The organism is Brevibacterium sp. HMSC07C04 (assembly GCF_001815905.1).
In the GTDB taxonomy this organism is placed as follows: Bacteria; Actinomycetota; Actinomycetes; order Actinomycetales; family Brevibacteriaceae; genus Brevibacterium.
In genome coordinates, this window is sequence record NZ_KV823259.1 from 1 (window position 1) to 26,842 (window position 26,842).

The 26,842-nt window shown below is 60.5% G+C and carries 22 protein-coding genes; 14 read left to right on the forward strand and 8 right to left on the reverse strand.

Going from position 1 to position 26,842, the window contains the following annotated elements; translation table 11 throughout:
• Positions 1-488 precede the first annotated feature (488 nt).
• Positions 489-1,937 carry an MFS transporter gene (locus HMPREF3162_RS05735; RefSeq protein WP_083318926.1) on the forward strand — a complete coding sequence of 483 codons (1,449 nt, stop codon included), beginning with the start codon at positions 489-491 and terminating at the stop codon, positions 1,935-1,937.
• Between the two features lie 191 nt (positions 1,938-2,128).
• Here HMPREF3162_RS05735 and HMPREF3162_RS05740 read toward each other — a convergent pair whose 3' ends face one another.
• On the reverse strand, positions 2,129-3,469 hold the full coding sequence (locus HMPREF3162_RS05740; protein WP_176747341.1) for an APC family permease: 1,341 nt from the start codon (positions 3,467-3,469) through the stop codon (positions 2,129-2,131).
• 125 nt (positions 3,470-3,594) lie between these two features.
• Here HMPREF3162_RS05740 and HMPREF3162_RS05745 point away from each other — a divergent pair, with 125 nt between their 5' ends.
• Both HMPREF3162_RS05745 and HMPREF3162_RS05750 read left to right on the forward strand, forming a co-directional pair.
• Positions 3,595-4,233, forward strand: a complete 639-nt coding sequence (locus HMPREF3162_RS05745) for a TetR/AcrR family transcriptional regulator (protein ID WP_070777178.1) — start codon at positions 3,595-3,597, stop codon at positions 4,231-4,233.
• A gap of 19 nt (positions 4,234-4,252) precedes the next feature.
• Positions 4,253-5,665, forward strand: a complete 1,413-nt coding sequence (locus HMPREF3162_RS05750; protein WP_070777179.1) for a flavin monoamine oxidase family protein — start codon at positions 4,253-4,255, stop codon at positions 5,663-5,665.
• A gap of 233 nt (positions 5,666-5,898) precedes the next feature.
• Here the strand turns inward: HMPREF3162_RS05750 and HMPREF3162_RS05755 are convergent, their stop codons facing one another.
• Positions 5,899-7,269, reverse strand: a complete 1,371-nt coding sequence (locus HMPREF3162_RS05755; protein ID WP_070777180.1) for an aspartate aminotransferase family protein — start codon at positions 7,267-7,269, stop codon at positions 5,899-5,901.
• A gap of 26 nt (positions 7,270-7,295) precedes the next feature.
• Positions 7,296-7,769 carry an Lrp/AsnC family transcriptional regulator gene (locus tag HMPREF3162_RS05760; protein ID WP_070777181.1) on the reverse strand — a complete coding sequence of 158 codons (474 nt, stop codon included), beginning with the start codon at positions 7,767-7,769 and terminating at the stop codon, positions 7,296-7,298.
• 277 nt (positions 7,770-8,046) lie between these two features.
• Between HMPREF3162_RS05760 and HMPREF3162_RS05765 the strand changes: the two genes are divergently transcribed.
• From HMPREF3162_RS05765 to HMPREF3162_RS05795, 7 genes are all read left to right on the forward strand, one after another.
• Positions 8,047-9,219, forward strand: a complete 1,173-nt coding sequence (locus HMPREF3162_RS05765; RefSeq protein ID WP_070777182.1) for an ABC transporter ATP-binding protein — start codon at positions 8,047-8,049, stop codon at positions 9,217-9,219.
• On the forward strand, positions 9,209-10,396 hold the full coding sequence (locus HMPREF3162_RS05770; RefSeq protein ID WP_070777183.1) for a polyamine ABC transporter substrate-binding protein: 1,188 nt from the start codon (positions 9,209-9,211) through the stop codon (positions 10,394-10,396). The genes HMPREF3162_RS05765 and HMPREF3162_RS05770 overlap by 11 nt, the downstream gene beginning before the upstream one ends.
• Complete coding sequence (locus tag HMPREF3162_RS05775) at positions 10,393-11,322, forward strand: ABC transporter permease (RefSeq protein ID WP_070777185.1); 930 nt, start codon at positions 10,393-10,395, stop codon at positions 11,320-11,322. Before HMPREF3162_RS05770 ends, HMPREF3162_RS05775 begins: the two co-directional genes overlap by 4 nt.
• Positions 11,319-12,161, forward strand: a complete 843-nt coding sequence (locus HMPREF3162_RS05780) for an ABC transporter permease (protein ID WP_070777187.1) — start codon at positions 11,319-11,321, stop codon at positions 12,159-12,161. The genes HMPREF3162_RS05775 and HMPREF3162_RS05780 overlap by 4 nt, the downstream gene beginning before the upstream one ends.
• 2 nt (positions 12,162-12,163) lie before the next feature.
• Complete coding sequence (locus HMPREF3162_RS05785; RefSeq protein WP_070777189.1) at positions 12,164-13,561, forward strand: NAD(P)/FAD-dependent oxidoreductase; 1,398 nt, start codon at positions 12,164-12,166, stop codon at positions 13,559-13,561.
• Positions 13,562-13,639: 78 nt separating this feature from the next.
• Entirely contained in the window at positions 13,640-15,016 is a 1,377-nt protein-coding gene (locus tag HMPREF3162_RS05790; RefSeq protein WP_070777191.1) for an NAD-dependent succinate-semialdehyde dehydrogenase, read from the forward strand.
• Positions 15,017-15,379: 363 nt separating this feature from the next.
• Entirely contained in the window at positions 15,380-15,820 is a 441-nt protein-coding gene (locus HMPREF3162_RS05795; RefSeq protein WP_070777193.1) for a YtoQ family protein, read from the forward strand.
• Positions 15,821-15,899: 79 nt separating this feature from the next.
• Here HMPREF3162_RS05795 and HMPREF3162_RS05800 read toward each other — a convergent pair whose 3' ends face one another.
• Genes HMPREF3162_RS05800 through HMPREF3162_RS05815 form a run of 4 tightly spaced genes read right to left on the reverse strand, consistent with a single transcriptional unit; the run spans position 15,900 to position 19,729 of the window.
• Positions 15,900-16,478, reverse strand: a complete 579-nt coding sequence (locus HMPREF3162_RS05800) for a hypothetical protein (RefSeq protein WP_070777194.1) — start codon at positions 16,476-16,478, stop codon at positions 15,900-15,902.
• Positions 16,471-18,153: a sodium/proline symporter gene (locus tag HMPREF3162_RS05805; protein ID WP_070777195.1), complete on the reverse strand. Its 1,683-nt coding sequence runs from the start codon at positions 18,151-18,153 to the stop codon at positions 16,471-16,473. Before HMPREF3162_RS05805 ends, HMPREF3162_RS05800 begins: the two co-directional genes overlap by 8 nt.
• Positions 18,150-18,380 (reverse strand): hypothetical protein, encoded by a 231-nt coding sequence (locus HMPREF3162_RS05810; protein WP_070777196.1) that lies wholly within the window; start codon positions 18,378-18,380, stop codon positions 18,150-18,152. Before HMPREF3162_RS05810 ends, HMPREF3162_RS05805 begins: the two co-directional genes overlap by 4 nt.
• Before the next feature lie 8 nt (positions 18,381-18,388).
• Entirely contained in the window at positions 18,389-19,729 is a 1,341-nt protein-coding gene (locus HMPREF3162_RS05815) for an aspartate aminotransferase family protein (RefSeq protein WP_070777198.1), read from the reverse strand.
• A 175-nt stretch (positions 19,730-19,904) separates the two neighbouring features.
• Here HMPREF3162_RS05815 and HMPREF3162_RS05820 point away from each other — a divergent pair, with 175 nt between their 5' ends.
• From HMPREF3162_RS05820 to HMPREF3162_RS05830, 3 genes are all read left to right on the forward strand, one after another.
• Positions 19,905-21,650 (forward strand): helix-turn-helix domain-containing protein, encoded by a 1,746-nt coding sequence (locus tag HMPREF3162_RS05820; protein WP_070777199.1) that lies wholly within the window; start codon positions 19,905-19,907, stop codon positions 21,648-21,650.
• An 88-nt stretch (positions 21,651-21,738) separates the two neighbouring features.
• Positions 21,739-22,965: an MFS transporter gene (locus HMPREF3162_RS05825; RefSeq protein ID WP_070777201.1), complete on the forward strand. Its 1,227-nt coding sequence runs from the start codon at positions 21,739-21,741 to the stop codon at positions 22,963-22,965.
• A gap of 69 nt (positions 22,966-23,034) precedes the next feature.
• On the forward strand, positions 23,035-24,555 hold the full coding sequence (locus HMPREF3162_RS05830; protein ID WP_070777203.1) for an amidase: 1,521 nt from the start codon (positions 23,035-23,037) through the stop codon (positions 24,553-24,555).
• Positions 24,556-25,233: 678 nt separating this feature from the next.
• Here HMPREF3162_RS05830 and HMPREF3162_RS05835 read toward each other — a convergent pair.
• Positions 25,234-26,049 carry a hypothetical protein gene (locus tag HMPREF3162_RS05835; protein WP_141750252.1) on the reverse strand — a complete coding sequence of 272 codons (816 nt, stop codon included), beginning with the start codon at positions 26,047-26,049 and terminating at the stop codon, positions 25,234-25,236.
• A 211-nt stretch (positions 26,050-26,260) separates the two neighbouring features.
• Between HMPREF3162_RS05835 and HMPREF3162_RS05840 the strand changes: the two genes are divergently transcribed.
• Positions 26,261-26,791, forward strand: a complete 531-nt coding sequence (locus HMPREF3162_RS05840) for a peptidylprolyl isomerase (protein WP_070777205.1) — start codon at positions 26,261-26,263, stop codon at positions 26,789-26,791.
• Positions 26,792-26,842 lie beyond the last annotated feature (51 nt).

Genomic DNA, 26,842 nt, shown 5'->3' on the forward strand with positions numbered 1-26,842 from the left:
TCAAATCCCGTTCACAACCTCCCGAGGAACTACAACTAGGTCACGTTTCGGCTGTGTATTCTCGGCGAGTTTAATGTCAGGTGGGTTCTGAAATGTGTAAGGCCCTAGTTTTCGGGCGCAAGGACATGTTGTTTGTGATGGTTTGACTTTGCAATCTGCCCTATTTGAAGTGTTTGATTTGAATCACCGGGTGTATGCGCCTAAGGAGGACGCATGCTGCTGTCTGTATTGCGTGAGGCTAAGTATTGGCGGTTTGCGGTTGATCACGATGCTCCTTCAGAGTTCGCGCATCGTGTTTCGCGGGCCCCCCCGTTGCAGTGGACAGTGCGCGTAATGAGCTCGCCGCACTGCTGATGAACACCACCAGGCGGGTTGGCCCTTGTGTTCTAGCGCACATCATGTAGCGTGACTGCGGCCACATCATGATGCGCAAAGCGAATATCAGTCCAGCCTGGTAGATACATGGATTTACAGAAAGAGGCTCAACGATGAGCGGCAGGCTCAATTCCTCCGGCGGAGTGCCGCCCGCAGAAGGCTCCCAGTCCGGCGGCCCGGCCGGCGCCTCGGCAGTTGACCGCACCGGCACCTCGGCAGCCAACCACGCCGGCACCTCGGCAGGTGCGAAAACCCCAGAAAACCCAGCCAAGGTTGCCTTTGCCAGCTTCGTCGGCACCGCGATCGAGTGGTACGACTACTTCCTCTTCGGCACCGCGGCGGTGCTGGTGCTCAACGACCAGTTCTTCCCCAGCCTCAGCCCGGTGGCCAGCCAGCTGAGCGCCCTGGCAACATTTGCGGTGGCGTTTATCGCCCGACCCGTTGGTGGATTGGTGTTTGGGCACTTCGGCGACAGGATCGGGCGTAAGCAGATGCTCGTGCTGTCGCTGCTGATGATGGGTGGAGCGACGGTCGCCATCGGCCTTCTGCCCGGCTACACCACGATCGGCGTTGCCGCACCCATCCTGCTGGTGGTCCTCCGGCTGATTCAGGGCTTCGGTGTTGGTGGTGAATGGGGCGGGGCTGTTCTCATGGCCGTGGAACACGCGCCCCGGCACAAGCGAGCGTTCTATGGTTCGTGGCCGCAGGTCGGTGTGCCCGCGGGTTCGCTGCTGAGCTCTGGCGCGTTCTTCCTGGTGCAGATGATGCCCGAAGAGCAGTTCCTCACCTGGGGCTGGCGCATCCCGTTCCTCGTGTCCGCGCTGTTGGTGCTGGTCGGCTTTGTCATTCGCCTGAAGCTCGAAGACTCCCCGGACATGCAGAAAATGCACGAGGAAGAATCGCACGCCGTCGTCCCCGCCCTGGAGATGTTCCGCGACCACAAACACTCACTGCTCGTCGGCATTTTCACGCTGGTCGGATCGAACACCCTGTTCTACCTGGTCACGGTGTACCTGCTCGCGCTGGCGCCGGCCGAAACGGATATGAGCCGCGGCACCGTGCTGCTGGCCATCGCGTTCGGTTCGCTGCTTGACATCATCGCCATCCCGCTTCTGGCGATTTTCGCTGATCAGCACGGCAAGAAGAAGATGCTCATCATCGGCTCAATTGTCACCGCGGCAGTGTCGGTGCCGATCTTCGCACTCATGATGAGCGGTCAAACCTGGGCCGCCTACGTCGCGATGGTGCTGGCGTTCCCCATTGGGCACTCGTTCGTGTACGCGACATCCTCCGGCTTCATTGCCGAACTGTTCGAGCCCCGCGTCCGCTACACCGGCGCATCGATCAGCTACCAGCTGTGCGGCCTGATTTCGTCAGCCCCGGCACCGCTGATCTCAACAACCCTGTTCGCCGCCACCGGCAGCTGGGTGCCCGTAGCCCTCTACATGGCAGCAACACAGCTGCTGGCCGCACTGTTCATCGCCACAGCCAAACCAAAAGACGAGGTGAAGGCGGACGAACCCGGCCCTTCCACCTCGGGAAGTTCCGTCACCACTCGGTGATGGGGGAGGCGGAGGTTGGCCGGGTGGCCGACCTCCGCCTCGTGCTTTTACCTGCGCGTTCTCACGCGGTAATGCAGATTTGCGGTTTAATGCGGCGCATTTTCGCGCAAACCCGCATTACAGCGTGGATCTGGACCGGCAAAATGGGTCGAAAGGCCAGGCAGCTGACCTAGAGTCGACACGCGGCTGGTTTAGGCACCCGTCATCCGCGGCACCGGACGTTTGAAGCCGCGGGTGAGGAATACCAGGTAGCCCAAGCCCGCGAGGATCCAGCACACGCCTACGACGAGAGTGGACATATTCAGGTTCGTCCACAGCCAGACGGTCAATAGGAAACCGATACTGGGGATCACTCCGTGAACGAAGTACGACTTTGTGCCTTCAACGTTTTTGCGCAGCAAGAACACGCTGATGACGGACAGATTCACAAGCGAAAATGCGGTCAGCGCCCCGAAGCTGACAAGGGACGCCACAGTGTCAACATCGGCGAACACGGCACTCAGTGAAACCGCTGCAACAAAGAGCACCGCACCGACGGGCGTGCGGAACCGGCGTGACAGAACTCCGAAAACGCGCTTCGGCAGCACCGAGTCCCTGCCCATGCTGTACAGAATCCGCGAAACGCTGGCTTGTGAGGCCAGGGCCGACCCCGTAGCTCCGGTGACATAGGCGGCGAGGAACAGGCTTGTCAGGAAATTGCCCCCGATATTGGCGAGCATGATCACCGCAGAAGACTCTGCTTCGGGGCCCGTGATGACCTCGGGGAATGCCATGTATGCCGTCCAGCTGATGCCGATGAAGAAAATGCCGGCGATGATGGTGGTGGCCACGATTGCGCGCGGAACGGTCCGCTCTGGGTCACGAGCTTCCTCGGCCATGGTTGAAATAGCGTCGAAGCCCAGGAACGACAAGCAGAGAATTGCCGCGCCAGCAGCGACCGCTGAAAGTTCAAAATCGCTGCGGAAAAAAGGGTCGAGAGGGCTGACGCCCGACTGAAATGAGCGAACGGCCACCAGAAGAAAAACAGCGAAGAACAGGCACTGCAGGGCGACGATGACCACATTGGCGCTTTTGACCGCGCTGATGCCCACGATATTGAGTGTTGTGACAAGCACGAGCGCAGCAAGAGCGAACACCCAGCCGGGAACAGATGGGAACTGCTGATTGAGGTAGATGCCGATCAGCAGGTAGTTGAGCATCGGCAGCAGAATGTAGTCGATCAGGACAGTCCATCCGGTCAGGAACCCGATTTTAGAGCCGAAGCCCAGACGCGTGTAGGCATAGGCGGAGCCGGCTGAGCTGACCTTTCGGCTCAGCACGGCGTAGCTGATCGCAGTGAACAGCATTGCGACCAGCGTCAGAAAATATGCGGAGCTTAAGAATCCGCCGGTGATCTCATTGACGATTCCGTAGGTTGTGAAGACGGTCATCGGGACCAGGTAGGCGAGTCCGAAGATGACGAGCGTCGGAATGCCCAAACTTCGCTTCAAGGACGTTTTCGACGACATCTTCTGAGTCTTCTGGCTTGGCATTGTGCACTCCTCGGCGTCTTTGACGAAGGTGACGCAAGGCATCTTTACCTTGCTTTGTCCTGCTTATTGACCTTAAGGTCAATAAGTGATGTTCGACACAGTATGCGTCCTGTGGGGGTGTGTCAATGGACGACAGTCAACCCAAGCGCGGTGCTAAGCGGCACCGTCCCGCCGACCGGCTCAAGCAGATTCGCGAAGCCGCGCAGAGCCTTGCTGTCGAACAGGGACTGCACGCTCTGACCCACAGAAGCCTCGCGCGCAGGCTCGGGGTTTCGCATTCGCTGGTTGTCCACTACGTTCCCGAACTTGCGGCCCTGCGAGCACAGGCCTACGGGGACCTGTTTCGAGCAGAACTGGAAGAAGTTCGGGAGGCGATCGAAGACTGCGATTCCGCGCTGAGCAGATTGGCACGCCTCATCGATCTTCTGTCAGTCACCGGCCGCGAAGGCTCAGCAGCCGTGTGGCTCGACGGCTGGTCAATAGGACGGTTGGACGAGTCGATGGCGCAAGTGGTTCGACAGTCCATGGCCGAATGGCAGCGGTTTCTTGAACAGATAATCGAAGCCGGTGCGGCCGAAGGCGACTTTCGCGTAGAAGACGTCTCAGGCTGTGCATGGGAGTTGATAGCGCTTCTTGACGGTCTGAATGCGCACATACTGGTGCGCTTTGGAAATCAGGAAGACTATCGGCTGCGGATCGCCTCGCCCATCGAGGCACGTCTGGCGCTGCCTGAAGGTGCGCTGGTCAATAGAAGGCAGCTTTAGAGCAAAGGAGTGATCAAAGGTGATCATCAAGACTGATGCGACCGCAAGCCCGGTCGATGTTGTAATCGTCGGCGCCGGGGCTGCGGGCCTGAGTGCGGCAAGGGAGCTCGAAGAAAGCGGATTGTCAGTCCGCGTACTCGAAGCCAGGGCACGCGTGGGCGGTCGAACAGAGTGCGGGCAGTTTTCTTCCGGAACGGCCATCGAATTGGGCGGCCAGTGGCTGGGCCCAACCCAGGATGCGGCGCTGGAACTGGCCGCTGAGCTTGGACTGAGCACGTTTCAGGTTCACGATGAAGGCAAGACGCTGCTTTTCGCCGAAGGGCTGCGAAGAGAGGGCACGGGCGATGCGGATGATGCCTTCGGCTTGGGTGCTGATGGAAGTGCGGCGTTTGCTCGCTTTGTCGAATTGGTCGATGAGACTGCTCGATCAATAGACCGGGCCTCGCCGTGGCTTTCCCCGGAAGCCAAGCGGCTCGACTCCATGTCAGCCTCCGAGTGGGTCGATGCAAACTGTGAGCACGAACTGGCCCGCCGTTTCGCCCACGTCATGCTCGCAACCATCTTCGCTGCCGAATCAACCGAGTATTCGGCCCTGCACATGCTGTTCTATCTGTCTTCCGGCGGGGGACTGCATCGAATGATGACAACAATCGACGGGGCACAGGAGCTGCGGGTCGAAGGGGGTACACACCAGATCTCCGAAAAGCTCGCTGAGCGAATCGACAGTGAGATTGTGCTGAATGCCCCGGTCGCAAAGATTGAGCAGAGCCAGAGCGAGGAGCAGTATCCGGTTGCCGTCACCGCAGGTGGGGCACAGCATCATTGCAAGCGCGTGATCGTCACTGCTCCGCCCGTCATTGCCAGCAGGCTTGACTATGAACCGCCGTTGCCAGCGGACCGGTTCACTGCGCTCAGCCAGATGATCCCCGGTGACGTCATCAAGTTCCAGATTGAATACGAAAAGCCCTTCTGGCGCGAAGCCGGGTTGAACGGGACGGTTCTGAGCCTCGACCACGCGGTGTCGTTGATCTACGACAACTGCGTACCATCATCCGATCGTGGAATCCTCGTTGCATTTGTTGAAGGCCATCACGCCCGTGAGTTCGCGTCGATGACAGAAAACGAACGAGCCCGTGCGGTCATCGGCGACCTGGTTCATTACTTCGGTCACGAGGCGGGTGAACCCCTAGAAGTGCTTCAGCGCAACTGGACTGAGGAACAGTACACGCGAGGCTGCTACGGCGGTCGTTTCGGCACCGGCCTGTGGACTACGGTCGGCCCAAAGCTCGCCGAACCTTATGGGCTCATCCACTGGGCGGGTGCAGAAACCGCACAGAAATGGAACGGCTACATCGACGGAGCGATCACATCAGGCCGCCGCGCCGCCCAGGAAGTCGTTGCTGCGCTGACCGAAAAGCCGAAGCCAGAATAGAAAACCGGGGCGGCACCTCGTCCGTTTACTGGCGTGTTCTCGCGCGGAAATGCAGATCCACGCTTTAATCCGGCGCATTTGCGCGTGAGGCTGCATTAAAGCGTGAGTCTGGACTGGCTGGGGAGTCGGCCGAGGGGTCGGTTGGCCGCCGAGGTGCCGATTGCCAAGTTGCCGACCCCCGCCAAGGCGCCGGTTGCCGAGGTGCCGCAACCGGCACCTCGTCCCCGTTCTTCTTACAGTTTTTCGGCTGCGTCGACGAGGACGGAGCGGATGATCTGCTCCATTTCCTCGAAGTCCTCGGGCCCGCAGGTCAGCGGGGGAGCCAGCTGGATGACGGGTTCGCCGCGGTCGTCAGCTCGGCAGTACAGGCCGCGTTCGTACAGAGCCGGCGACACGAAGCCGTTGAGGACGCGCTCGCACTCTTCTTCCGTGAACGTTTCCTTGGTGGCCTTGTCCTTGACCAGTTCGATGCCGAAGAAGTAGCCCTCGCCTCGGACGTCGCCGACGATCGGCAGATCCGTGAGCTTCTCCAGGGTGTTGCGGAAGGCCAGTGAGTTCGATGCCATGCGGTCGTTCAGACCGTCCTTTTCCATGACGTCGAGGTTGGCCAGTGCCACGGCGCAGGAAACGGGGTGTCCGCCGAAGGTGTAGCCGTGGTAGAAAGTTTCCCCGCCCTTGCCGAAGGGTTCGAACAGGCGGTCGGAGGCGACCATCGCGCCCAGCGGGGCATAGCCGGAGGTGATGCCCTTGGCAGTGGTGATGATGTCCGGCACATAGTCGAAGTCGTTGCATGCGAACATCGAGCCGATGCGGCCAAAGGCGCAGATCGTTTCATCCGAGACCAGCAGAACATCGTGTTCATCGCAGATTTCGCGCACGCGCTCGAAGTATCCCGGAGGTGGCGGGAAGCAGCCGCCGGAGTTCTGCACGGGTTCGACGAACACCGCCGCAACGGAATCCGCACCTTCGAACTCAATGGCTTCTTCAATACGGTCGGCAGCCCAGCGGCCGAATGCCTTTTCGTCACCGGCGAAGCGGTCGTCAGCGCGGTAGAAGTTGGTGTTCGGCACCTTGTGCGCACCGGGCACGAGCGGTGCAAACTGATTGCGCAGGTCCGGCAGCGAGGTCACGCTCAGGGCACCGTGCGGGGTGCCGTGGTAGGCGGTGGCACGCGAAATGATCTTGTGCTTGCCCGGTTTGCCGGTCAGGCGGAAGTAGTTCTTGGCGAGCTTCAGTGCGGACTCGACAGAGTCACCACCGCCCGAGGTGAAGAACACCCTGTTGAGATCGCCCGGTGCGTAGGCGGCCAGGCGGGTGGCCAGTTCGATGGCTGGTTCGTGCGCATAGGACCACAGGGGGAAGAAGCCCAGCCTCTTGGTCTGGTCGTAGGCAGCCTGGGCGAGCTCCTCACGCCCATAGCCCACCTGCACCGTGAACAGTCCGGCCAGGCCGTCAATGAGCTTGTGTCCCTTGTCATCCCACACGTGGTGGCCTTCACCGTGGGTGATGATCGGTGTGCGACCGCCGGTGAATAGGTGTTCGTGGCTGGCCATGTGCATCCACAGGTGATCGCGCAGGCCTGCTTGAAGGTCAGTGTTTGACATTGGAATCCTTGCTTTCTTGCCTCGTCTTATCTGGTGCCCCAGTTGTACTTCTGGTCCCAGAGTTTGAGGTACATCATGGTTTCTGTTGACTGGATCGATTCGAAGGCGCGCAGCTGCTGCAGGGTTTCAAGAAGCTCATCGTCGTCCGCGCAGACGACTTCAATAAGGATGTCGTACGTTCCGGCGGTCACGACCGTGTAGTCAACCTGGGGGAGTTTGCTCAGCGCTTCGGCGGTTTCGGTTATGTCCCCATGAACCCTCACGCCGATCATTGCCTGGCGTTTGAAGCCCAGCTGCATGGGCGAGGTGACGGCGACAATCTGCATGACTCCCGCAGCGGTGAGCTTCGCAGCGCGCTGTCGAACAGCGGCTTCTGAAAGCCCGACTTCGCGGCCTATCTCTGCATAGCTGCGACGGCCGTCCTGCTGCAGTGCTTCGATAATCGCCTTCGATTTGCTGTCGAGTTCTAACTCCTGATCAGCTCCCTTGAGGTGTTCCATGCATTTATCTCCTGCAAAGCGGCAATCGATTGCGCACTAATGACAGTATCAAACTGTCGAAAGCGATAGCAAGATGCTTATTTTCGACTGAATCAGTAGACACATGCGCTTTCTGCGCGGTACCGTGTTCGATGTTGCTGTGTTGCAGCTCACGCCGCGTCCTATGACGTCTGTTCTGGACGCTCAGAGACGAGAGTGCAAAGCCACGGCCTATTCACCAGCAGAGTTGCCGGTGTGACGGGCGAAACCTTCTGCGACACCAGAGAAGAGGGGAAGCATGACAACCAGTACTGAAGCAGCTGCTTCGCGCCATGCCGAATGTGCAGAAGCCGGCCAACTTGAAATCCGAGGAGTTACAAAGCGTTTCGGTGACCACACTGCGCTGGACGACCTCGATCTGACGGTCGCATCCGGCGAGTTCCTTTCGCTGTTGGGGCCATCCGGCTGTGGGAAGACAACTCTCCTGAGAATCATCGCCGGGTTCGAGGACCCTACTGAGGGACAGGTGTGTCTTTCCGGTCAGAACCTGGTTGGGGTGCCTGCCTACCGTCGTCCAGTCAACACGGTCTTTCAGTCCTACGCATTGTTTCCTCACATGAGCGTGGCGGACAACGTAGCCTTCGGTCTCCAGCGAAAGAAGGTTCCGAAAAAGGAGATTCGCGAACGGGTAGTGCAGTCCCTGCAGTTGGTACAGATGGAGAGCTTCGTTGAACGCAGGCCAGGTCAGCTGTCCGGTGGTCAGCAGCAGCGTGTGGCTCTCGCACGCGCTTTAGTCAATCGACCCAAGGTGCTTCTGCTCGATGAACCGATGTCGGCGCTGGACAGAAAGCTTCGAGAAGAGATGCAGATTGAGCTCAAGCGCCTGCACGCCGAACTCGGCACAACATTCGTCTTCGTCACCCACGATCAAGAAGAGGCGCTGGCGATGAGCGACCGAATCGTCGTGTTGAGCGGAGGGAAGATTCAGCAGATCGGCAATGCCGAAGAAATCTATCTTCAGCCGGCAAACCGGTTCGTCGCAGGGTTCATCGGCAAGCAGAATTTTGTAGATGCCGAAATAGAAGCCGTCGAAGGTGACACTGCTGTTCTGCGCAGCTCACGTTCGAAGATCACTGCGCGAGCTGCTCAGCTCCCAGAGGGAACCAGCAGGGGAGACGCGGTCGAAGTCGCTATTCGCCCCGAGAACATGAAGCTGACTCCTCTGGATGATTCAACCGCAGCCGGGCAGCAGAACAGAGCTGCGGCCAACGACCTCCTGGACGCGGTCGAGGGCAAAGTCGTCGGAGTGTCCTTCCTCGGAGATGTTGTTCAGTACATAGTCCGGCTTTTCGACGGGCACGAAATCCTGGTCCGCGAGTCCGCACTTTCGGCCCAGGCGACAGCTGCCGGTGCAGAGGTATGTGTTTCATGGGGAACAGGCCAGGTTCAGGTGTTCAGCCATGAACGATGACAAGCGCGCGGTTCGGTTTCTCGCACCTCGGTCGCAGGCTGGCCGAATCAAAAGGCAGCTGACTGCCGCAGCCAACCCGAGCCGAAGAGCTTTTCTGAGTGGAATGGGCTTAGTCGGCCTGGCTGGGCTGGCCGGCTGCGGGCAGACCGGGAGGATGGCCGATTCCCCTCGTCCTGACGGCAAACTCGAAGACAAGTTGAACCTGTACTCCTGGGGCGACTACGACGACCCGGAGAACATCAGGGCATTCTCACAGAATGTCAGCATTCGAGTGCAGGTCGACTCCTACGGCTCAAACGACGAACTTGTCGCCAAACTTGCCGGCAGTCGAGGCACCTCCGGCTACGACATCGTGGTCCCAACCGGTTCGCGGATACCGCTGATGATCGAGCACAATCTCATTCAGCCGCTCGACCTCGACCGGATCCCCAACTTTGCGAATATGGACCCGAACTTCATCGACCAGCAGTTTGATCCTGGAAACAGGTATTCAATATGCAAGGCATGGGGAACCACTGGCTACATATACGACCGAACGGTCATCAAACGGGACCTGACTACTTGGCAGGACTTCATCGACGCTGCGGGCAAAGAGGCCGCTGGCCGGACTGCCGTCCTCGAAGACCCGTGGGAACTCACCGCAATCGCGCTGGCAGCTATGGGTGAGGACGTCAATACAGAAGACTCCGATGTCCTGAAGCAGGCCCGGTCGATTGTCGTCGACGACATCGCCCCTCACATTCGCGCGTATTCAAGCACAGTTGCCCAGGGTATGGCCCAGGGCGGGCTGAGTCTTCTGCATGCATTCAACGGAGATGCGCGCCAAGGGCTTTTAGAAGCTGACGACCCTGACCGCTGGAAGTTCGTGTTCCCCACTCCGGTTGCAAACCTGTGGATGGACAACTGGTGTATTGCAACCGGGGCGCCCCACCCAGATGCTGCGTATGAGTTCATCAACTACATGCTGACTCCCGAAGCGGCACTGCGAAATGTCGACTACATCGGCTATCACGTTGGGACAAAGGGCCTGAAAGAGGCGGCGGGCGACTTCGACTTTCCCGAACTGATCTTCCCAGAACAAACAATCCTGGACCGGCTGGTTCCCTCAGAAGAAGGAAAGGGCATTCAGCCCAGGGTCGATATCTATGCAGACGCAAGGACTAGGAGTTCAGCATGAAGCGCATAGCATCCCGAATCCTCGGCCCCGGGGCCCTCTCGTTTCCCACGTGGGCCTACGCTGTTTTCTTCTTCGTCATCCCGGTGGCCCTCGTGCTGTGGTACAGCTTCGGCTATAAGCCAGATGCGTTCACGACGGTAGCAATGGACAGGCTGAGCTTTGATCGCTACGGCGAGGCTCTGTCTTCTTCGGCTCTGTCGACTTTCCTGTCAACGCTGCGGATTTCGATACTCGGCACTCTGATCTGCTTGCTCATTGCGGTTCCCTTTTCGTACTGGCTGGCGGTGAAGGTCAGACCGGAGCGTCGAGGACTGCTCTTGGCCTTGGTCATGGTTCCGTTCTGGACGAACTTTTTGGTCAGAACCCTTGGATGGCAGATCATGCTGTCGAGCGAAGGCTTTGTGTCGAAAACGCTCCAAGCGCTGGGGCTCAGCGAAGGCGGCCTCGATATTCTCTACACGCGGGCAGCAGTGCAGATCGGCGTTGTCTACAACTACCTGCCGTTGATGATTCTTCCGCTGTTCGTAGCAATGGATGCGGCCGGGAGACAGCTGAGAGAGGCAAGCTACGACCTCGGCGCAGGCCCTTGGTCGACTTTCTTCCGAGTGACTTTGCCGCTGGCTATGCCGGGTGTGGTGTCTGGCTGCCTGCTTGTCTTCATTCCGCTCAACGGCGACTACGTGACGGCGACCGTGCTTGGCGGAGCGAACGGTTCGATGGTTGGCCAGCTGATTGCGAACCAGTTCAACACGGCCCAGAACTGGGCGCTCGGTTCCGCAATGGCCGTGACTCTGATGCTTGCCACACTGCTGGTCCTTGGTCTCGGAGCGGTATTGATGTTCCTTGGACGGCGAATGATGGAGCGAATCAACTCGGTGCACCTCAAAGCTGAGGAAATCACTGCTTTGAAAGGCGGAACACGATGAGAAGTTCAGCTCGCAACGCAGGGCTGTTTATTTGGGGAGTCCTCGTATTCGTCTACCTGTTCGCTCCCATCGCAGTCATAGTCGCCTATTCGTTCAACACTGGCCGCATGTTGGCGTCTTGGCAGGGCTTCGGCCTGGATGCCTATGTGTCGGGGATCAACAACGATGTCATCGTGTCCTCTGTGGTGACCAGTCTTCAAGCGGCGGTGGGGTCAGCAGCTTTGGCGACACTGCTGGGCACGCTGGGCGGAATCGCGCTGGCACGTGCACGAGGTGGTACCTGGTGGGCTGCAGGGCTGACTGCGCTGTTGGCGGTCACTCTCGTTACGCCGGAGATCGTTGACGGCATCGCCTTTCTGCCGTGGTTTGTAACACTGGGAGTCGACGTGCATTTAGGGGTGTTCAATAACGGCCTTGTGCGCCTGACCGTCTCGCATGCCATGTTCTCCGTGGCGGTGGTCACGTTCATTGTCCGCACGCGTATGGCAGGAGTAGACCGCTCGCTGGAAGAGGCGGCGGCCGACCTAGGGGCTACGCCATGGTCGACATTCCGCAGAGTGACGCTGCCGATTGCAGCCCCGGGGATTCTGGCTGGTGCTCTTATGTCCTTCACTCTGAGCTTAGACAACACAATTCTGTCCAGCTTTGTCCAACAGCCGGGCTATACGCCGTGGCCGGTCTACATCTTCTCTGCCGTGCGCGTGGCGCTGCGGCCGGAAGTGGCCGCAATTTCGACCGTCATGCTCGTCCTGACATTCATTGCCCTTGGGCTCGTGGGACTGGTCCTGCGGCGCTCAGGTGAATCATCCACCGACATCGTCAAAACAATGGTGAGGTAAAAATGCCCGTTTCGGAATCTCAGATCAGATCAAGTCTTGCCGACGTCTCCAACGAAGCATTTTGGCTAGACAGCCCAGAACGGCCCGAGGCAACAGCCCCGCTATCAGCGAACCGAAGCTGTGATCTCGCTGTTGTCGGCGGGGGCTTCACGGGACTTTGGACTGCCCTGCTTGCCAAAGAACGCGACCCCGACCGACACGTTGTTCTTCTTGAAGGCGGCACGGTCGGCTGGGCAGCATCGGGCCGTAACGGCGGGTTCTGCGAAGCGAGTCTGACTCACGGTGCGGACAACGGCGAAAAGCACCTGCCAAATGAAAACGCCCAGCTCACTCGCCTTGGCTACCGCAACCTTGACGAAATCGAAGCCGCCATCACTCGCTACGGGATCGACTGTGATTTCGAGCGCACCGGCCTCATCGACATTGCGACGGAGGACTACCAGGTCGCCGGTCTCAGGGAAGCTCACAACCCGGAGGAGGATGCCGTCTTTCTGTCGCAAGAAGAACTTCAGGCGTCTATCAAATCCCCCACGTACAAAGCGGGACTGTTTATGGAACGCGAGTGCGCGATCCTCAACCCGGCCAAGCTCTGTTGGGGTCTGCTGCGGGTTTGCCGTGACCTCGGGGTTGAAGTCTACGAGAACTCTGTCGTCAGGAATTTGGAAAATGCAGGGAACACGGTAAAGCTGACCACGGACAACGGCACCGTGACCGCTCGCCGAGTGGCTCTGGGCACCAACGCTTTTCCCGCTCTTCTGAATCGAGTCAAATGGCATACCGCGCCGATCTATGACTACGCCCTCATGACAGAACCGCTGAGCGACGAACAGTGGTCGGAAATAGGCTGGGCCGGGCGTGAAGGGCTCGCAGACGCTGCAAACCAGTTCCACTACTACCGCCGCACAGTCGACGGCCGGATCCTGTTCGGCGGTTGGGACGCGGTCTACTACTACGGGCGGGCAGTGTCGCCAAAGCTCTACACCAGGCAGGAGACATTCGAAACGCTTGCCCGGCACTTCTTCGAAACGTTCCCTCAAGCTGAGGGCACGAAATTCACCCACGCTTGGGGTGGGGCAATTGACGCCTCGACCCGATTTTTCGCCTTCTTCGACACCGCCTTTCGCGGCAAGGTGGCCTACACAGCCGGTTTCACCGGGCTCGGTGTGGGCGCATCCCGATTCGGCGCTGAAGTCATGCTCGACTTGTTGGCGGGAGCGAAGACGGAGATCACTGAACTGGAGATGGTCAAGAAGAAACCACTGCCGTTCCCGCCCGAACCTTTTATGTGGGTTGGCGCAAAGCTCACAACGAAGGCTCTCATCAAATCCGATCAGAACGAGGGCAAACGAGGACCGCTGCTGCGGGTCCTCGATGCAATGGGTGTCGGCTTCGCTTCGTAGCCGACCGCCACGGAAATCAGTCGAAACCACAGCTCAAAGCTGCGTGCAGCGAAGCACGCCGTCGAGAAAGGAAACGTTATGAGCTCACCGTCTTACCGAGTGCAGAATCCAGCAACTGGAGAAGTTGTAGAAGAGTTCAACAGTGCGTCGAGTGCAGAGGTCGAGTCAGCGCTTGACAAGGCACATAACGCGTACCAGTCGTGGCGCAAGATGTCTACGGCCGAGCGCGGAGAAATCGTGTACCGAGTTGCAGCGCTGTTCGCCGAGCGCAAGCAGGAACTGGCAGAAATCATCTCCGAAGAGATGGGCAAGCCCGTGTCTGAGGGCATCGAAGAAGCCGAATTCAGTGCAGAGATCTTCCAGTACTTTGCAGACAATGCTGAAGAACTGTCTGCTGACCAGGAGATTCCGACCAATGCGTCCGGCCGAGCCTTCATCGAACGCAGGCCAATCGGAGCGCTTCTGGGCATTATGCCGTGGAACTTCCCCTACTATCAGGTGGCACGATTCGCCGCCCCGAACTTCATGCTCGGCAACACGATCATCCTCAAACACGCAGAGATCTGCCCCCGGTCTGCCCTGGCAATCCAAAAGATCATGCACGATGCAGGTGTCCCCGGGGGCGTATATAACAACGTCTTTGCAAGTCACGACCAAGTGGCAGACATCATTGCCGATCCACGGGTTCAAGGAGTTTCCCTGACGGGCTCCGAGCGTGCAGGCGCAGCGGTTGCAGCCTTAGCGGGCCAGCACCTGAAGAAAGCTGTACTCGAATTGGGCGGTTCAGACCCCTACGTCATTCTCGATACGGCCGATGTCAAAGCCGCAGCCAAGGAAGCGTGGGAAACCCGGCTGATCAACACCGGCCAGGTGTGCAACGCAAACAAGCGAATGATCGTTATGGATGACATCTACGACGAGTTCGTTGAAGAGCTCAAAGCGCTCGCTGAGAATATGTATCCGGGCGGGCCCGCAGACGAAAACGAGAACAGCTACACCCCGTTGTCGTCATTGGCTGCCGCGGAGCGCTTGGACAAGCAGGTCAAGCAGGCGGTGAAAGACGGTGCAACTCTGCACGCGGGCGGTGAGCGAGGTGAGGCCGCTTACTTTTCGCCGGCAGTCATCACCGACGTCACATCGGACATGGCTGCGTACAGGGAAGAGCTGTTCGGCCCCGTGGCTGTCGTCTATCGGGTGTCGTCGGATGAAGAAGCCCTTGCGCTGGCAAACGACACCGAGTTCGGGCTCGGCGGGGCTGTGTTCTCACGTGATGAAGACAGAGCACAGAAGATAGCTCAGCAGCTTGACGTCGGCATGTCGAACGTGAACACTTTCGCCGGTGAGGGCGCGGAGTTCCCATTTGGCGGTGTCAAGCGCTCAGGCTTTGGCCGTGAGCTCGGACCGCTTGGCATGGATGAGTTCGTCAATAAGCGGATGTACTTCGTAGCGAAGTAACCGGGCCCTGCCCAGCCGACCTCCACCTCGTCCCCTTACCTGCCCTTGCGCACGCGGTAATGCAGACTCACGCTTTAATGCGGCGCATTAGCGCGCAAACCTGCATTAAAGCGTGAGTCTGGGTTGGCTGGGGGCCGACGAGGTGGGGCTGGGCCGCCGGGCCGGGTGCCGAAGGCCGACGAGGTGGAGGGCCGGGTGCGGAATGCCGAGGCGCCGGGTCGGGGCCGCCAGAGCCGCCGGGTCGGGCTGGTCCGGGCGCGGACTGAGAGTGTGCCGTGTTGCGCAATGTGAGACAGTTAATGGACAAGCCGTCCAGGCAGACTGTTCAGACGAATCCAGCTCACATTCGACAAAGGAGTCCCCATGACGTTCAACGTGTACCTGTCCGGTGAAATCCACACTGACTGGCGTGAAGAAATCGAACGCGGCGCAAAAGGCGCAGGCCTCGACATCACGTTCACTGCACCCGTGACCGACCATCCGGCAAGTGACGCCGCTGGTGACCACCTGGCTGAAACCCACTCCCAGTTCTGGCGTGACAACCAGTCCGCCAAGGTCAACGCCATCCGCACTCGCACGCTCATTGAAAAAGCGGACATAGTTGTTGTGCGCTTTGGGGATAAATACAAGCAGTGGAACGCCGCATTCGATGCGGGCTACGCCGCAGGGCTGGGCAAGCCGTACATCACACTGCACGATGCTGACATCATCCACCCGCTCAAAGAAGTCGACGCCGACGCGCAGGCGTGGTGCGAAACCACCGAACAGGTAGTCGAAACTCTCAGCTACGTACTCAAAGCCTGAGCCCGCAAAGCCGCAACGTTCTCCCGCGTCTGACTGTGCGTGAATACGGCTCTGTGAAAACGGCTGTGCGTGAACGCGATCAGCTGGTCTTGTTCGCCTCGATGACCCAATGGGAACCATCGAAACCGTCGACCAACATCCGCGCGCTCATCCCGCGCCCCCGGGCCTCAACCACCCAATTGGGTTTGAGCACGCCGCGGGGTTCTTCCGGCTCCAGGTCGAACACCACGCCCAACCGGTAGCGCTTCCGCAGGGCTGCGGCAGCGAGGTCGCGCGCCTGCCGCACAACCGCTTCAGACGGAGCCTCTGCCAAAGCGCCGCTGGCCTCAATCGCTGTTCCCTCCACCGGGAAGTGTGCAATGAACGAGGTGCCGCCCCTGGCATCGACAAGCACGTCGACTGCCGCTGAACTCGCCGCGCCACCAGCGCCGAAACCACCAGTGTCACCCCGCCCGAACAGCCGCGCCAACGACCGCCCGCGCTCTCGCTGAGCCAACAATCGCACATGCCAAAACGGGTGATGCGTGAGCCGCGCGGAAGCCTGCCCGCCGCCCAGTCTGCGGCGAACAACCTCCTCGGCCTCAGTCGCCGATACCGACGGGGTCAGCCGGACTGCACGCAGCCCGGCTGACCCCGTCACCTGGTTCGGGTCAGTCACGCGAGGTGCCTTCCACCTCGCCAGCCTTCCTCACCTGACCGCTATCGGAGCCGTCAGCCTCCGTCACCTGACCCGCGCTGCCCGCGCTGCCCGCGTCGCCCGCGGCAGCCGAGCCAGCACCATCGTCGCCAGCACCAGCTTCATCCTCAACCGGGACCTGCGCGGCGAGACCGGGGTTCTGCCCCATGGCCAGGCGAGCCGGAATCGGCCCAACCTTCGCAGTTTCGTTGAGAGCATCGGCAATGTGCTCAGGCACAGGGTTGGACTTCTGCGTGGCAAGCGACACCACAACAAGCGTCAGCGCGGAGATAACAACCGTTGCCATCGGGTCGATTGACGTCTTCTCCGTCAGACCGCCCAGCTGCCACACAACCGGAACCACAGCACCGACGATCATCGACGAAATAGCTCCGGCAGTGTTCGCTTTCTTCCACCACACGGCGGCAACATACGCCGGAACAAACGACGTGCCAAGGATGGTAGTGGCGAAGATGACCAGGTCAGCCACACCGGGCGCTCCCGTCAAAGCAACAGCGAAACCGATCACAGCAAGCACCAGCACCGTGATGCGCGAAACCCACACTGCCTGGCGCTGCGAACCGCTGCGGCTGATGAAGCGCTCAAAAATATCGTGCGAGGCAATCGTGCCGCTCTGCAGAAGAAGCGCATCCGCCGTGGACATAATCGCCGCCATGATCGCAGCCATGACGATGCCGACAGCGAAGTTCGGCAGCACCGCCTCGGCAATCCCGAACACGGCCAGTTCGGGGTCCGACAGGTTCGGCAGCAGCACCAGCGCCATAACGCCAACCAGGTACGGGGCCGGCACGAACAGCAGGTTGAAGCCCGTCGAGTACAGCGCCGCAGTGCGCGCAACTGAGGGCTTCTTCATGGCCATGTGGCTGACGTTGACGTGCGGGTAGCCCATGTAGCCGATCGAAAAGATCAGCAGCGCACCGATGATCACACCCCATTCGACGGACTCAAAGCCGTCGGGTCCCCACATGGTCAGCAGGTTCGGGTTGATCTCGCCGACCGCCTCGTTGCCCGCGGTCAGACCGCCGACGGCCATGAGCGTGGCAATGAGAATCCACAGCATGCCGATCAGCATGATGATCGCCTGCGCGAAGTCCGAATATGCAACAGCCAGGTATCCGCCCAGGAACGTGTAGAGAACAATCACGCCGATCGCAATGAGCAGCGACCACTTGAAGTCAATTCCGGTGACCATTTCCAGCCCGCGCCCACCGGCAATGAACTGGGTCAGAACATACAGGAACATGCACGCCAGGGCGATCGGTGCGGCCACTGCCCGCGTCCACGCCGACGGGTAGCGGTGCTCCAAATACTCAATCGAAGTCAGCGACCCCAGCATCTGCGATAGTTTGCGCATGCGCCTGCCCAGAATCGACAGGTTGAGCACACCACCGCCGATGTCGCCCATCGCGTACCACATGCCGAAGTAGCCCTGCGTGTAGCCGAGCGACCCCGCACCGAGGAACATGTAGCCGGACATCGACGACGACTGCAGCCTAAGCGCCGTCACCGCCGGACCCAGGCTGCGCCCACCCAGGAGGTAGCCCTCTTCGCCAGTCGAGCTGCGCCGCATGGTCCACACGCCGATCGCAATCATCGCGGCAAAGTAGATCAGCAGGAATGTCAGTTCGATGCTCACAGCGCACCTCCTTCTTCAGGCGCCGCCACTCCGGGGGTACGGCCTGCCTCAGCTGACGAGCTGGAGCTCATCTGCCCCGCACCGGCACCGCTGGTGTCGGCTGGGGTTTCTTCCGCGTCTTCGGCACCCCAGTGTGATGACGAAAAGAAGAAGATGAGCGTGTAGGCAATCCAACCCAGGGGGATGCCCACGATGATGAGCAGTGTTGTTACAGGAAGTCCGAACATCGTGCCCCTTACTCCGTGAATGAGTCGGCCACGTCGAGTGCGCGGTCGATGGCGTCCAGGCCTGCCACAACGTCGTCGTCTGGTGTGTTCAGCGGCGGCACCACGTGAATGCGGTTGAAGTTGGCAAAAGGCAGAACACCGTACTCCTTGATTTTGGCGATCGTGGCGTTCATCGCCTCGCTCGTCGCCCCGTAGGGTGCCAGCGGTTCACGGGTTTCCTTGCTCTTGACCAGTTCAATGGCCCAGAAGCAGCCGCGTCCGCGCACATCACCCACCGACGGGTGGTTGGCATGCATCTTCTCCAGCGCAGGCCGGATGACTTCTTCTCCCAGCCGGGCGGCGTTTTCGACCATTTCCTCTTCCCGCATGGTCTTGATTGTTGCAGCCGCGGCCGCGGTCGCCAGAGGGTGACCGGAGTAGGTGAGCCCGCCGGGGAACACGCGGTCGTCAAAGGTCTGCTTGATCTCATTGGACATGATGACCCCGCCGAGTGGCACATAGCCGGAGTTCACACCCTTGGCGAAGGTGATGAGGTCCGGTACGACATTGAACTGCTCAAAAGCGAACCACGAACCGGAACGACCGAAGCCGGCCATCACCTCGTCGGCAATGTACATGATCCCGTACTTGCGGGTCAGCTCTCGCACGCCCTCCAGGTAGCCCGGCGGGGGAGCGTAGATGCCTGCGGTGCCGGGAATCGTCTCCAGGATGAGCGCTGCGATGTTCTGCGCACCTTCGAGCACAATGACGTCTTCCAGGTGGCGCAGAGCGCGTTCGGTTTCATCGTGTTCATTGTCCGTGCCGAAATGCGAACGGTAGGTGTGCGGCGGGAAGAAGTGGACAACGCCCTCACCCGGGGTGTCATTGGGAATGCGGCGTGGGTCGCCGGTGAGGTTCACCGCCAGGCTCGTGGCCCCGTGGAAACTGCGGTAGGCCGACAGCACCTTTTGGCGTCCAGTGTGCAGGCGCGCCAAGCGAACGGCGTTTTCGTTCGCATCCGCCCCGCCGTTGGTGAAGAACACATAGTCCATGTCGTCTGGCGCCAGGCCGGTGATGAGTGCGGCAGCCTCAGAGCGCGGCTTGACCGCGTGGGCCGGGGCAATCGTGGCAATCGAATCAGCCTGGTCTTTGATGGCCTGAATGACCTTGGGGTGCTGGTGGCCGATGTTCGTGTTGACCAGCTGGGACGAAAAGTCCAGAAACTTTCGGCCCTCGCCGTCCCACACGTGCGAACCTTCGGCGCGCGTGACGGTCATGGGATTGATCTGCGCCTGGGCAGACCACGAATGAAAAACGTGCGCGCGATCGAGTTCGTATATCTGCGCAGCGTCATCGAGGTCGATGTTCATAAGAGCCCCTTTGCTCACAGTGCCCCTGCTCGGCTGTTCAGCGGCAATGCGGAACAGTCAAACAGGGGCGGCGGTTCGTTGTCTGCGGGCAAGTATGTCTTACGCGCCAGGCCACGCCAAGAGTCATTCTGTAAAGTCTGGGCTGAACATTGTTTACACATTGAAAGGCGAAGCGGTGCAGGACATCGGTTCTGGGCAGGAAGCCGACGCGCTGGGCGACATCACCGTCAGGAAATTCCTGCAGCTGCCCCAGGTGGAGCTCGGCAGTCCGGTCGTGCTTGCCGGTGAAGAACACCTCGACACCCCGATTCGCTGGGTCCACATTGCCGAAACCGAAGAAGTCACCGATCTCCTGGAGGGAGGCGAACTGCTGCTCTCATCATCGCCCGCTTTCCAGCATTCCGTACAGCGCACCCGCGCTTTTCTCACCAAGGCATGCAGGGCTGGAGCCGTGGGGTTCGCAGTTGAGGCAATTGACGAGGCGGGGCTTGCCAACCCTCGGGCCCTCGAGGTGCTCACAGCGGCAGGCAGGGCAGCGGGGATGCCCGTCATAGCGTTTCGATCCCGCATCCGTTTTGTGCGGATCACGCAGGAAGCCCACCGGATGCTCATCGGTCAGCAGCTCAGCATTGTCGAACGCACGCGCGAACTCCACGAGGTCTTCACCGAGCTGAGCCTCAGCGGAGCTGGTGAAAGCAGAATCGTGCACGAAGCGGCCGAGCGCTTAGGGACCCCGGTGGTGCTGGAAGACGCCGCTCACCGGATTCTCGCCCACGCACCGGCCGATGGCCTCGCTGCAGTAGAAAATTGGCCGCCGAACGCGGGCACTGCGGTTCCCGTGGGCGTCAAAGGCCGCAGGTGGGGGAGGGTGGTTGCTCCTTCGGCACATGAAGACGACCCCTATGCGGCCGAGGTCCTTGAGCGAGCAGGCCAAGCCATCACCCTGGTGCGTGCCCACTCCCAGACCACACACGATCTGCGGATGCGAGCCAGCGACCACTTCGTGTCAGAACTTTCGCACATGAGCGAAGAACACGCCCGCAAACGCGCCCGCACAGCAGAGCTCGGTGGTCCTGGCGGATACATGGCGATCGCCGTGAAAATGTGCGATGACGTCGTCAGCGGGGACAAACCTGCGGGCGCAAGCGAATATGTCAGCAAGGACGACCGCGCTGAATACCAGCTGCGCGAACGAGGCCTGCGCATGGAGATCGTGGCAACCGCCGAACGCTTAGGGCTGACCGCCGTGACATCCGCTTGGCGCAGCGGAACCGTCGTCGCGATCCTCGGTTTCTCCGAGTGTGCGGGCGCCGGCGGCACCAACCGTGCGTCTGCACCCAGCCCGAGCCGTGCCTCAAAACCCGCCTCCGCCTCGACCCCTGACGAACTCACCGCCGAAATGTGCCGCGAACTCACCGAGGCAATCCTCGAAACCATCACAGTCGGCGCAGGCCCGCTCAGCGAAGCACTCGTGGCCGTTGCCGATGACATCCCCACCGCGGTCGAAGCCGCCCACGTCGCAGCGGGCATGTCCATCCGCCGTCAGCCCTTCTACAGGTTCTCCGACCTGCGGCTCAACGGCCTCATTGCCAGCCTCCACGACGACCCGCGGATAAGCGCATTCGCCCACGCCGAACTCGGACCGCTGCTCGAACCAACCACCCCAGCCGACACCGAAACCCGCGGAAACAAACGGCGGGAGGCCGGCGGCGCCTCGTCAGAAGATCTCGAATTCCTGTGGGTCTACCTGCTGTGCCGCGGACAGAAAGCCGCCGTGGCGCGGCAGCTGGGAATCAGCAGGCCGGCTGTCTACGCAAAAGCCCGGCGCATAGCATCGACCTTGGGAGTGTCACTCGACGACCCAGAATCAGCAGCCTCACTCCTGACCGCACTGCTGTGGCAGCGAAGCCGCAGCACGTGACAGAGGCAGGTGCGGCCGACGGAACAGCCCACAGCCATGCCGGGTCAGCCGCAGCGTGAACCCGCAACAGCGAGCAGAAAGGGACAGCGTGGACAAGCAGCACAGAATCGACTGGGCGAAGCTGCGCAGGCGCGGCCGCCGCTACTGGGCGATCTCCACGCAGATTTCCCTGTACTTCGGCGTGCACACGCTGCTCATGACCGCCATCCCGCTGTCCATCTCCGACCCCGTGATCAGGCCAATTGCGCTCGCCCTCTACATGGGCGCGGGAATCGCGTTTGACTCATTTGCCACGGCGCTTTCCACCCGGATCGGCAACCGGCGGGTAGCCCGAATCGCCGGCGGCCTGCTCACCGCTATGGCGTTTTTGGCCGCCCTGGGCGGTGTCCAAGACTGGGCATGGCTGGTGCTGGCGGTCCTGTTCTCAGTGTGCTCGAGCCTGCTCTACATTCCCGGAATCGCCTACTTTTCGAACCTCCTGGGGTCGCGGCAGGCCGACGGTCAGCGGATCTCGGTCATCCTCCAACGAGGCGGAGCTTTAGGGTCGGCTCTCATCATCTCCGCGGTCTTGACTCAGGACCTCGCGTGGATCATGTGGTGGTTCCTAGTGGGGCTGGGGCTAATGTTCGGGGCGCTCAGCTACCGATTCCCCAGACCCGTGCGCACGGCAGAGGGCGCATCGCTGAACCCACTGGCCGCCATGGCGGCATCAGTTTCGGCGACTCTGCATTCGCCGACGCTCATGCTGGGGCTCGTGGTCTCATGCATAACACCACTTATGTTCCTGCTGCACGGCTCTGTTCTTCCCGTAGAAAAAGCAGATGCCGGAAGCACGGTCGGGGCGGCAATCGGCGTAGGCCTGATTCTGCGTGAGGTGCTGTCAGTTCTTTCTGTGGCGTTCATAGCCCGCGGCAGCTTTGTGCGAGCCAATGTCGAATTCATCATCACAAGCGTCATCGCAGGCATTGGCGGTGTCACGGCCGCTCTCAGCAGTCAGCCGTGGCTGGTGGCCGTCGGCATCGCACTGGGCGGGCCCGTGGTGGCAAGCACAGTCGTTGTCACAGTCCTCAACGTCAACCGCTCCGCCATCGGATCCTTCCGCCCGTGGGCACACTTCGGAGCCATGGGCATGTCCCAACGGCTGGCCGGACTGGCCGTACCCCTGGCCTTCGGCTTCGCCGCAGGGGCGGGTGGCGCCGCAGTGCCGATCGCAGCGGCAGTCATGTTCGCAGCGGTAGCCGGCGGCGCCTCGGTCCTTTTGGCCATTGTTGTGCGGCAGCTGAGAGGCGTAAACGGCTTAGGGAAATCCGTGTAGGGGCTTTAAAGTGGGGCAGAGCCATACGGCTTGTCACCCCACCGACACAGGCCATCACAAAGGAGTGCAATGCCTACCGATCAGCTGCACTGGCTGTCAGTCCGCGAACTTCTGTGCGGTTTCCGCGCAGGTGCGTTCACCCCGATGGAAGTGCTTGACCATCTGGTTGAGCGAATTGAAGAACTCGACAAAGCCACTGGAATCAACGCGATTGTCGATCTTCAGATCGATTCAGCCAGGGAACTCGCGTTGGCAGCCACACGGCGCTACCAGGAAGGCGCGGGGGCCAGCAGCAGTGTGGATTCTTCCCACCGCGATGCCGAACCCCCACTTCTGGGTGTGCCGTTCCTCATCAAAGAACAGCACGATGTTGCAGGCCTGTCAGCAACACGCGGATCCCAAGCCCTACAGGGGCGAGTCGCGGAAAAAGACGCTGAAATTGTGGAGCGGCTCAAACAGGCCGGGGCAATTCCGTTTGGGCGGACCACCACGCCGGAAATGTCGTGCGCAACATTCACCCACACCCGCGAATGGGGAGTCACCCGCAACCCCTACAACCCGAACAAGACCCCGGGTGGCTCATCGGGCGGTTCCGGTGCTGCGGTTGCCGCAGGCTTCGCACCTTTTGCCACTGCGAGCGACATCGGCGGGTCCACTCGCATTCCCGCTGCCTTCTGCGGCCTGCCGGGGCTGAAGACCTCCTACGGGCGCACACCCGGCGCAGTTCCCACCAACATCGACTGGTACCGCGGTGACCACATTCTGGCGCGTACCGTGTCTGACACCGCACTTGTCTTCAACCAGATCATGGGACCGTCCAGGTTCGACATGGCGACGCTTCCCGTCAGCGGAACGTTCCCGGTCGAATACGGCTTCGGGCGGCACAACTATGCGTCAGGACAGGACGTTTCGCCTGCAGCAGATAAGCATGAAGTCGACCTGAGCGGATGGAAGATCGGAGTCAGCGCCGACCTTGGCTGCTATGAACTCGATGAATCCACGCGACTCGGCGTTGAGCGCATCGCCGAAACATTGGAGGCCGCGGGAGCGCGCATTGTGCCCGTCGAAGTTGGGCTGAAACTTGACGATGTCACGCGCGCCTCGATGGCTCACTACGGCGGGCTTTTGGCCCGCAACGTTATGCGGCAGGCCGGGGGAGACATCACGGTTCTTGAACCCTACACGCAGGAGTTCGTCCGCCGGACCACGCGATTTGCCGAAGAAACGTCGCTTCTTGAAGCCGCCATCGTCGAATCTGACATCCAGCAGAAGCTGCTTAAAGCACTGGACGACGTTGACGTGTTCATCACCGCGACCTCTGCCGTGGAAGACCTCGACGCCGGAGAAGACTTCACCACCGGCATCGACCGGCCCGACGGCGAACACAACTTCTACTGGGAGGCTCACCAGGTGGTGCCGTTCAACATCGCAAACAGGATGCCGGCTATGTCAGTGCCCAGCGGCATCGGCTCGGCGGGAGTGCCCACGGGCGTGCAGATTGTCGGCATGCCCTACCGCGAAGCAACTGTGCTGCAAGTCGCCGCCGCTGTCGAAGCGCTCATGCCGTTCCCCAGGCCCACGGTGGGGTGAGGGGCTGCGCGGGCGGGGTTTCTGGTTTCGGCGGTTACTCGTCAGTTCTGCTGAATAGGCGGAAGATTGAGGCGATCCGGCAGTTTTTACCTCGTTTTGTCGCCTATTCAGCAGAGTGAGCCGGTTGAGGCGCCGGATGTCCGACATATCGTTCGAAAGGTCGGGCAAAAGCCTTGTGTTCCTGCAATTCCCAGCTAATGTGGTTTAGGCAACGGAAAAAACTCCGGACGTTGCGTATCGAAGACGATAGGCAGTGTTCTGAGTCGGATCCAATGCATCCGGCGTACTTTCGAAGTCCCGGTGATATCTCCTTTCTGTGTGTGCTGTGGCCGGGTTCCATGTGGAACCCGGCCACTGCGTTGCCCACAAAACTCTGAACCCGCCTCCGTGGGCCCGCAGAGCCTCACACCCGCACACCGGTTAGCAACAAAAACTCCCGTTAGCAGTGGCGGCTAAGGCGCGGATCTGTGGCTAAAGGGAGTTTTTGTGCGCTTAAGGCGCAGATTCCGTCTAACGGGTGTGGCGCAGCTATGCCGCACCACGCTCGCCAGCACAGGCCGCACCCCTACAACTTGCCCACCCCAAAAACAAACGAGGCGGAACTCACAAAAGTGAGTTCCGCCTCGGGAATTCAGTCAGGCAGCGAGCCTTTCAGCTGCGCCCGACTTCAGACCGTGGTCAGGCCTTCTTGTCTTCTTCGTCTTCGTCGAGCAGGTCGCTGACAACGGCGGCGTCGCCTTCGGCAACGTTGAGGCCGTCCTGTTCGACAATGACTTCGCCGTCTTCGTTCAGCGGTGCGGGAACGTCTTCGACAACGGTGGTCGTACGGTGCGAACCGACCGGACGAGCATCAGCGGGGCGGTTGCCCGGCAGCGGTTCCGACCACGGGTCTTCAACCGGCTTGACCTTCGTCCAGACGTAGTAGCCGATCAGGCCGACACCGGTCAGAGCCAGCAGCCACACAATCCACATGCCGCGCTTGCCCTGAGCCTTGCGGGCTTCCTTTGCGGCCTGCTTCGAGGCCTTGCGTGAAGCTTTGGCGAGTTCGTCGGCACGCTTAGCGGCGAGCTTCTTGAACTTCTTGACCTGGCCCTTCTTGCCCGTGACGCGCTCGATCAGTTCGTCAAGAGCCTTGGGAGTTTCAGCGTTGCGAATGGCCTTGGCGGCGTCCTTCGAACCAGCGGCAATCGTCTTGGCGTGGTCGGAGGCGCGTTCACCGCCGCGTGCAACCAGGAGCCCCTGGGCTTCGGCAGCTTTGGCGCGACCGTACTCAAGCCCGTCTTCGATCTTGCCGAGGCCCTGCTCAGCCCAGTCTTCGAGCTGCGGGCGAACGTTGTCGGCAGTCTTCTGCAGGCGGTCGCCGGCTTCCTTAATGGCGGGGCGTGCGGCCTCCGTGCCTTCCTGGAGAAGCTGACCGGCCTTTTCGCTCAGGTTGTGTACGGCGTTGTCGACGTTTTCGAGAAACGACTTCGGTGCGGACTTCTTCTTGAACATTTCACCCTCCTGGGATGTTCGACCCTGCTCAGTGCAGGGAATGTGTGTGCGCCATTCGTCTTCTCCATCGTACTGGTCGGCACTGACGCAGAGAGACCCCATCGACGTGAATGGCCAGATTGTGAGGGTATTTCCACTGACAGCGGAAGTTCCAAGGGGAACATCAGGGCCAAATCAGCGTCGTGTCAGACCTTCATGACAGACTGAAGCCATGAGTATTGCTACACAGCAGGCCATCCTGCACACCAACAAGGGCGACATCAAGCTTGACCTCTTCGGCAATCACGCTCCGAAGACGGTCGCCAACTTCGTCGAACTGGCCAAGGGCGAACGCGAATACAAGGACGACGCTGGCCGTTCCAACCCCACCCCCTACTACGACGGTCTGGGCTTCCACCGCATCATCTCGAACTTCATGATCCAGGGCGGCTGCCCCGTCGGCACCGGCACCGGCGGCCCCGGCTACACGTTCGACGACGAAATCCACCCCGAACTCCAGTTCACCAAGAAGGGCCTGCTGGCCATGGCCAACGCAGGCACCCGCGGCGGCCGCGGCACCAACGGCTCGCAGTTCTTCATCACCACCGCCGAAACTCCGTGGCTCAACGGCAAGCACACCATCTTCGGGGAAGTTGCCGACGCTGAATCCCTCGCGGTTGTCGAAGCGATCGAAGCCTCGCCTACCGGCGCCATGGATCGCCCAATTGAAGACGTCGTCATCGAGTCGGTCGAAATTCTCTGATCTGCTCTGACCCTTCCGACTGACGTGCGGCCCGGTTGCTGCCGGGCCGCG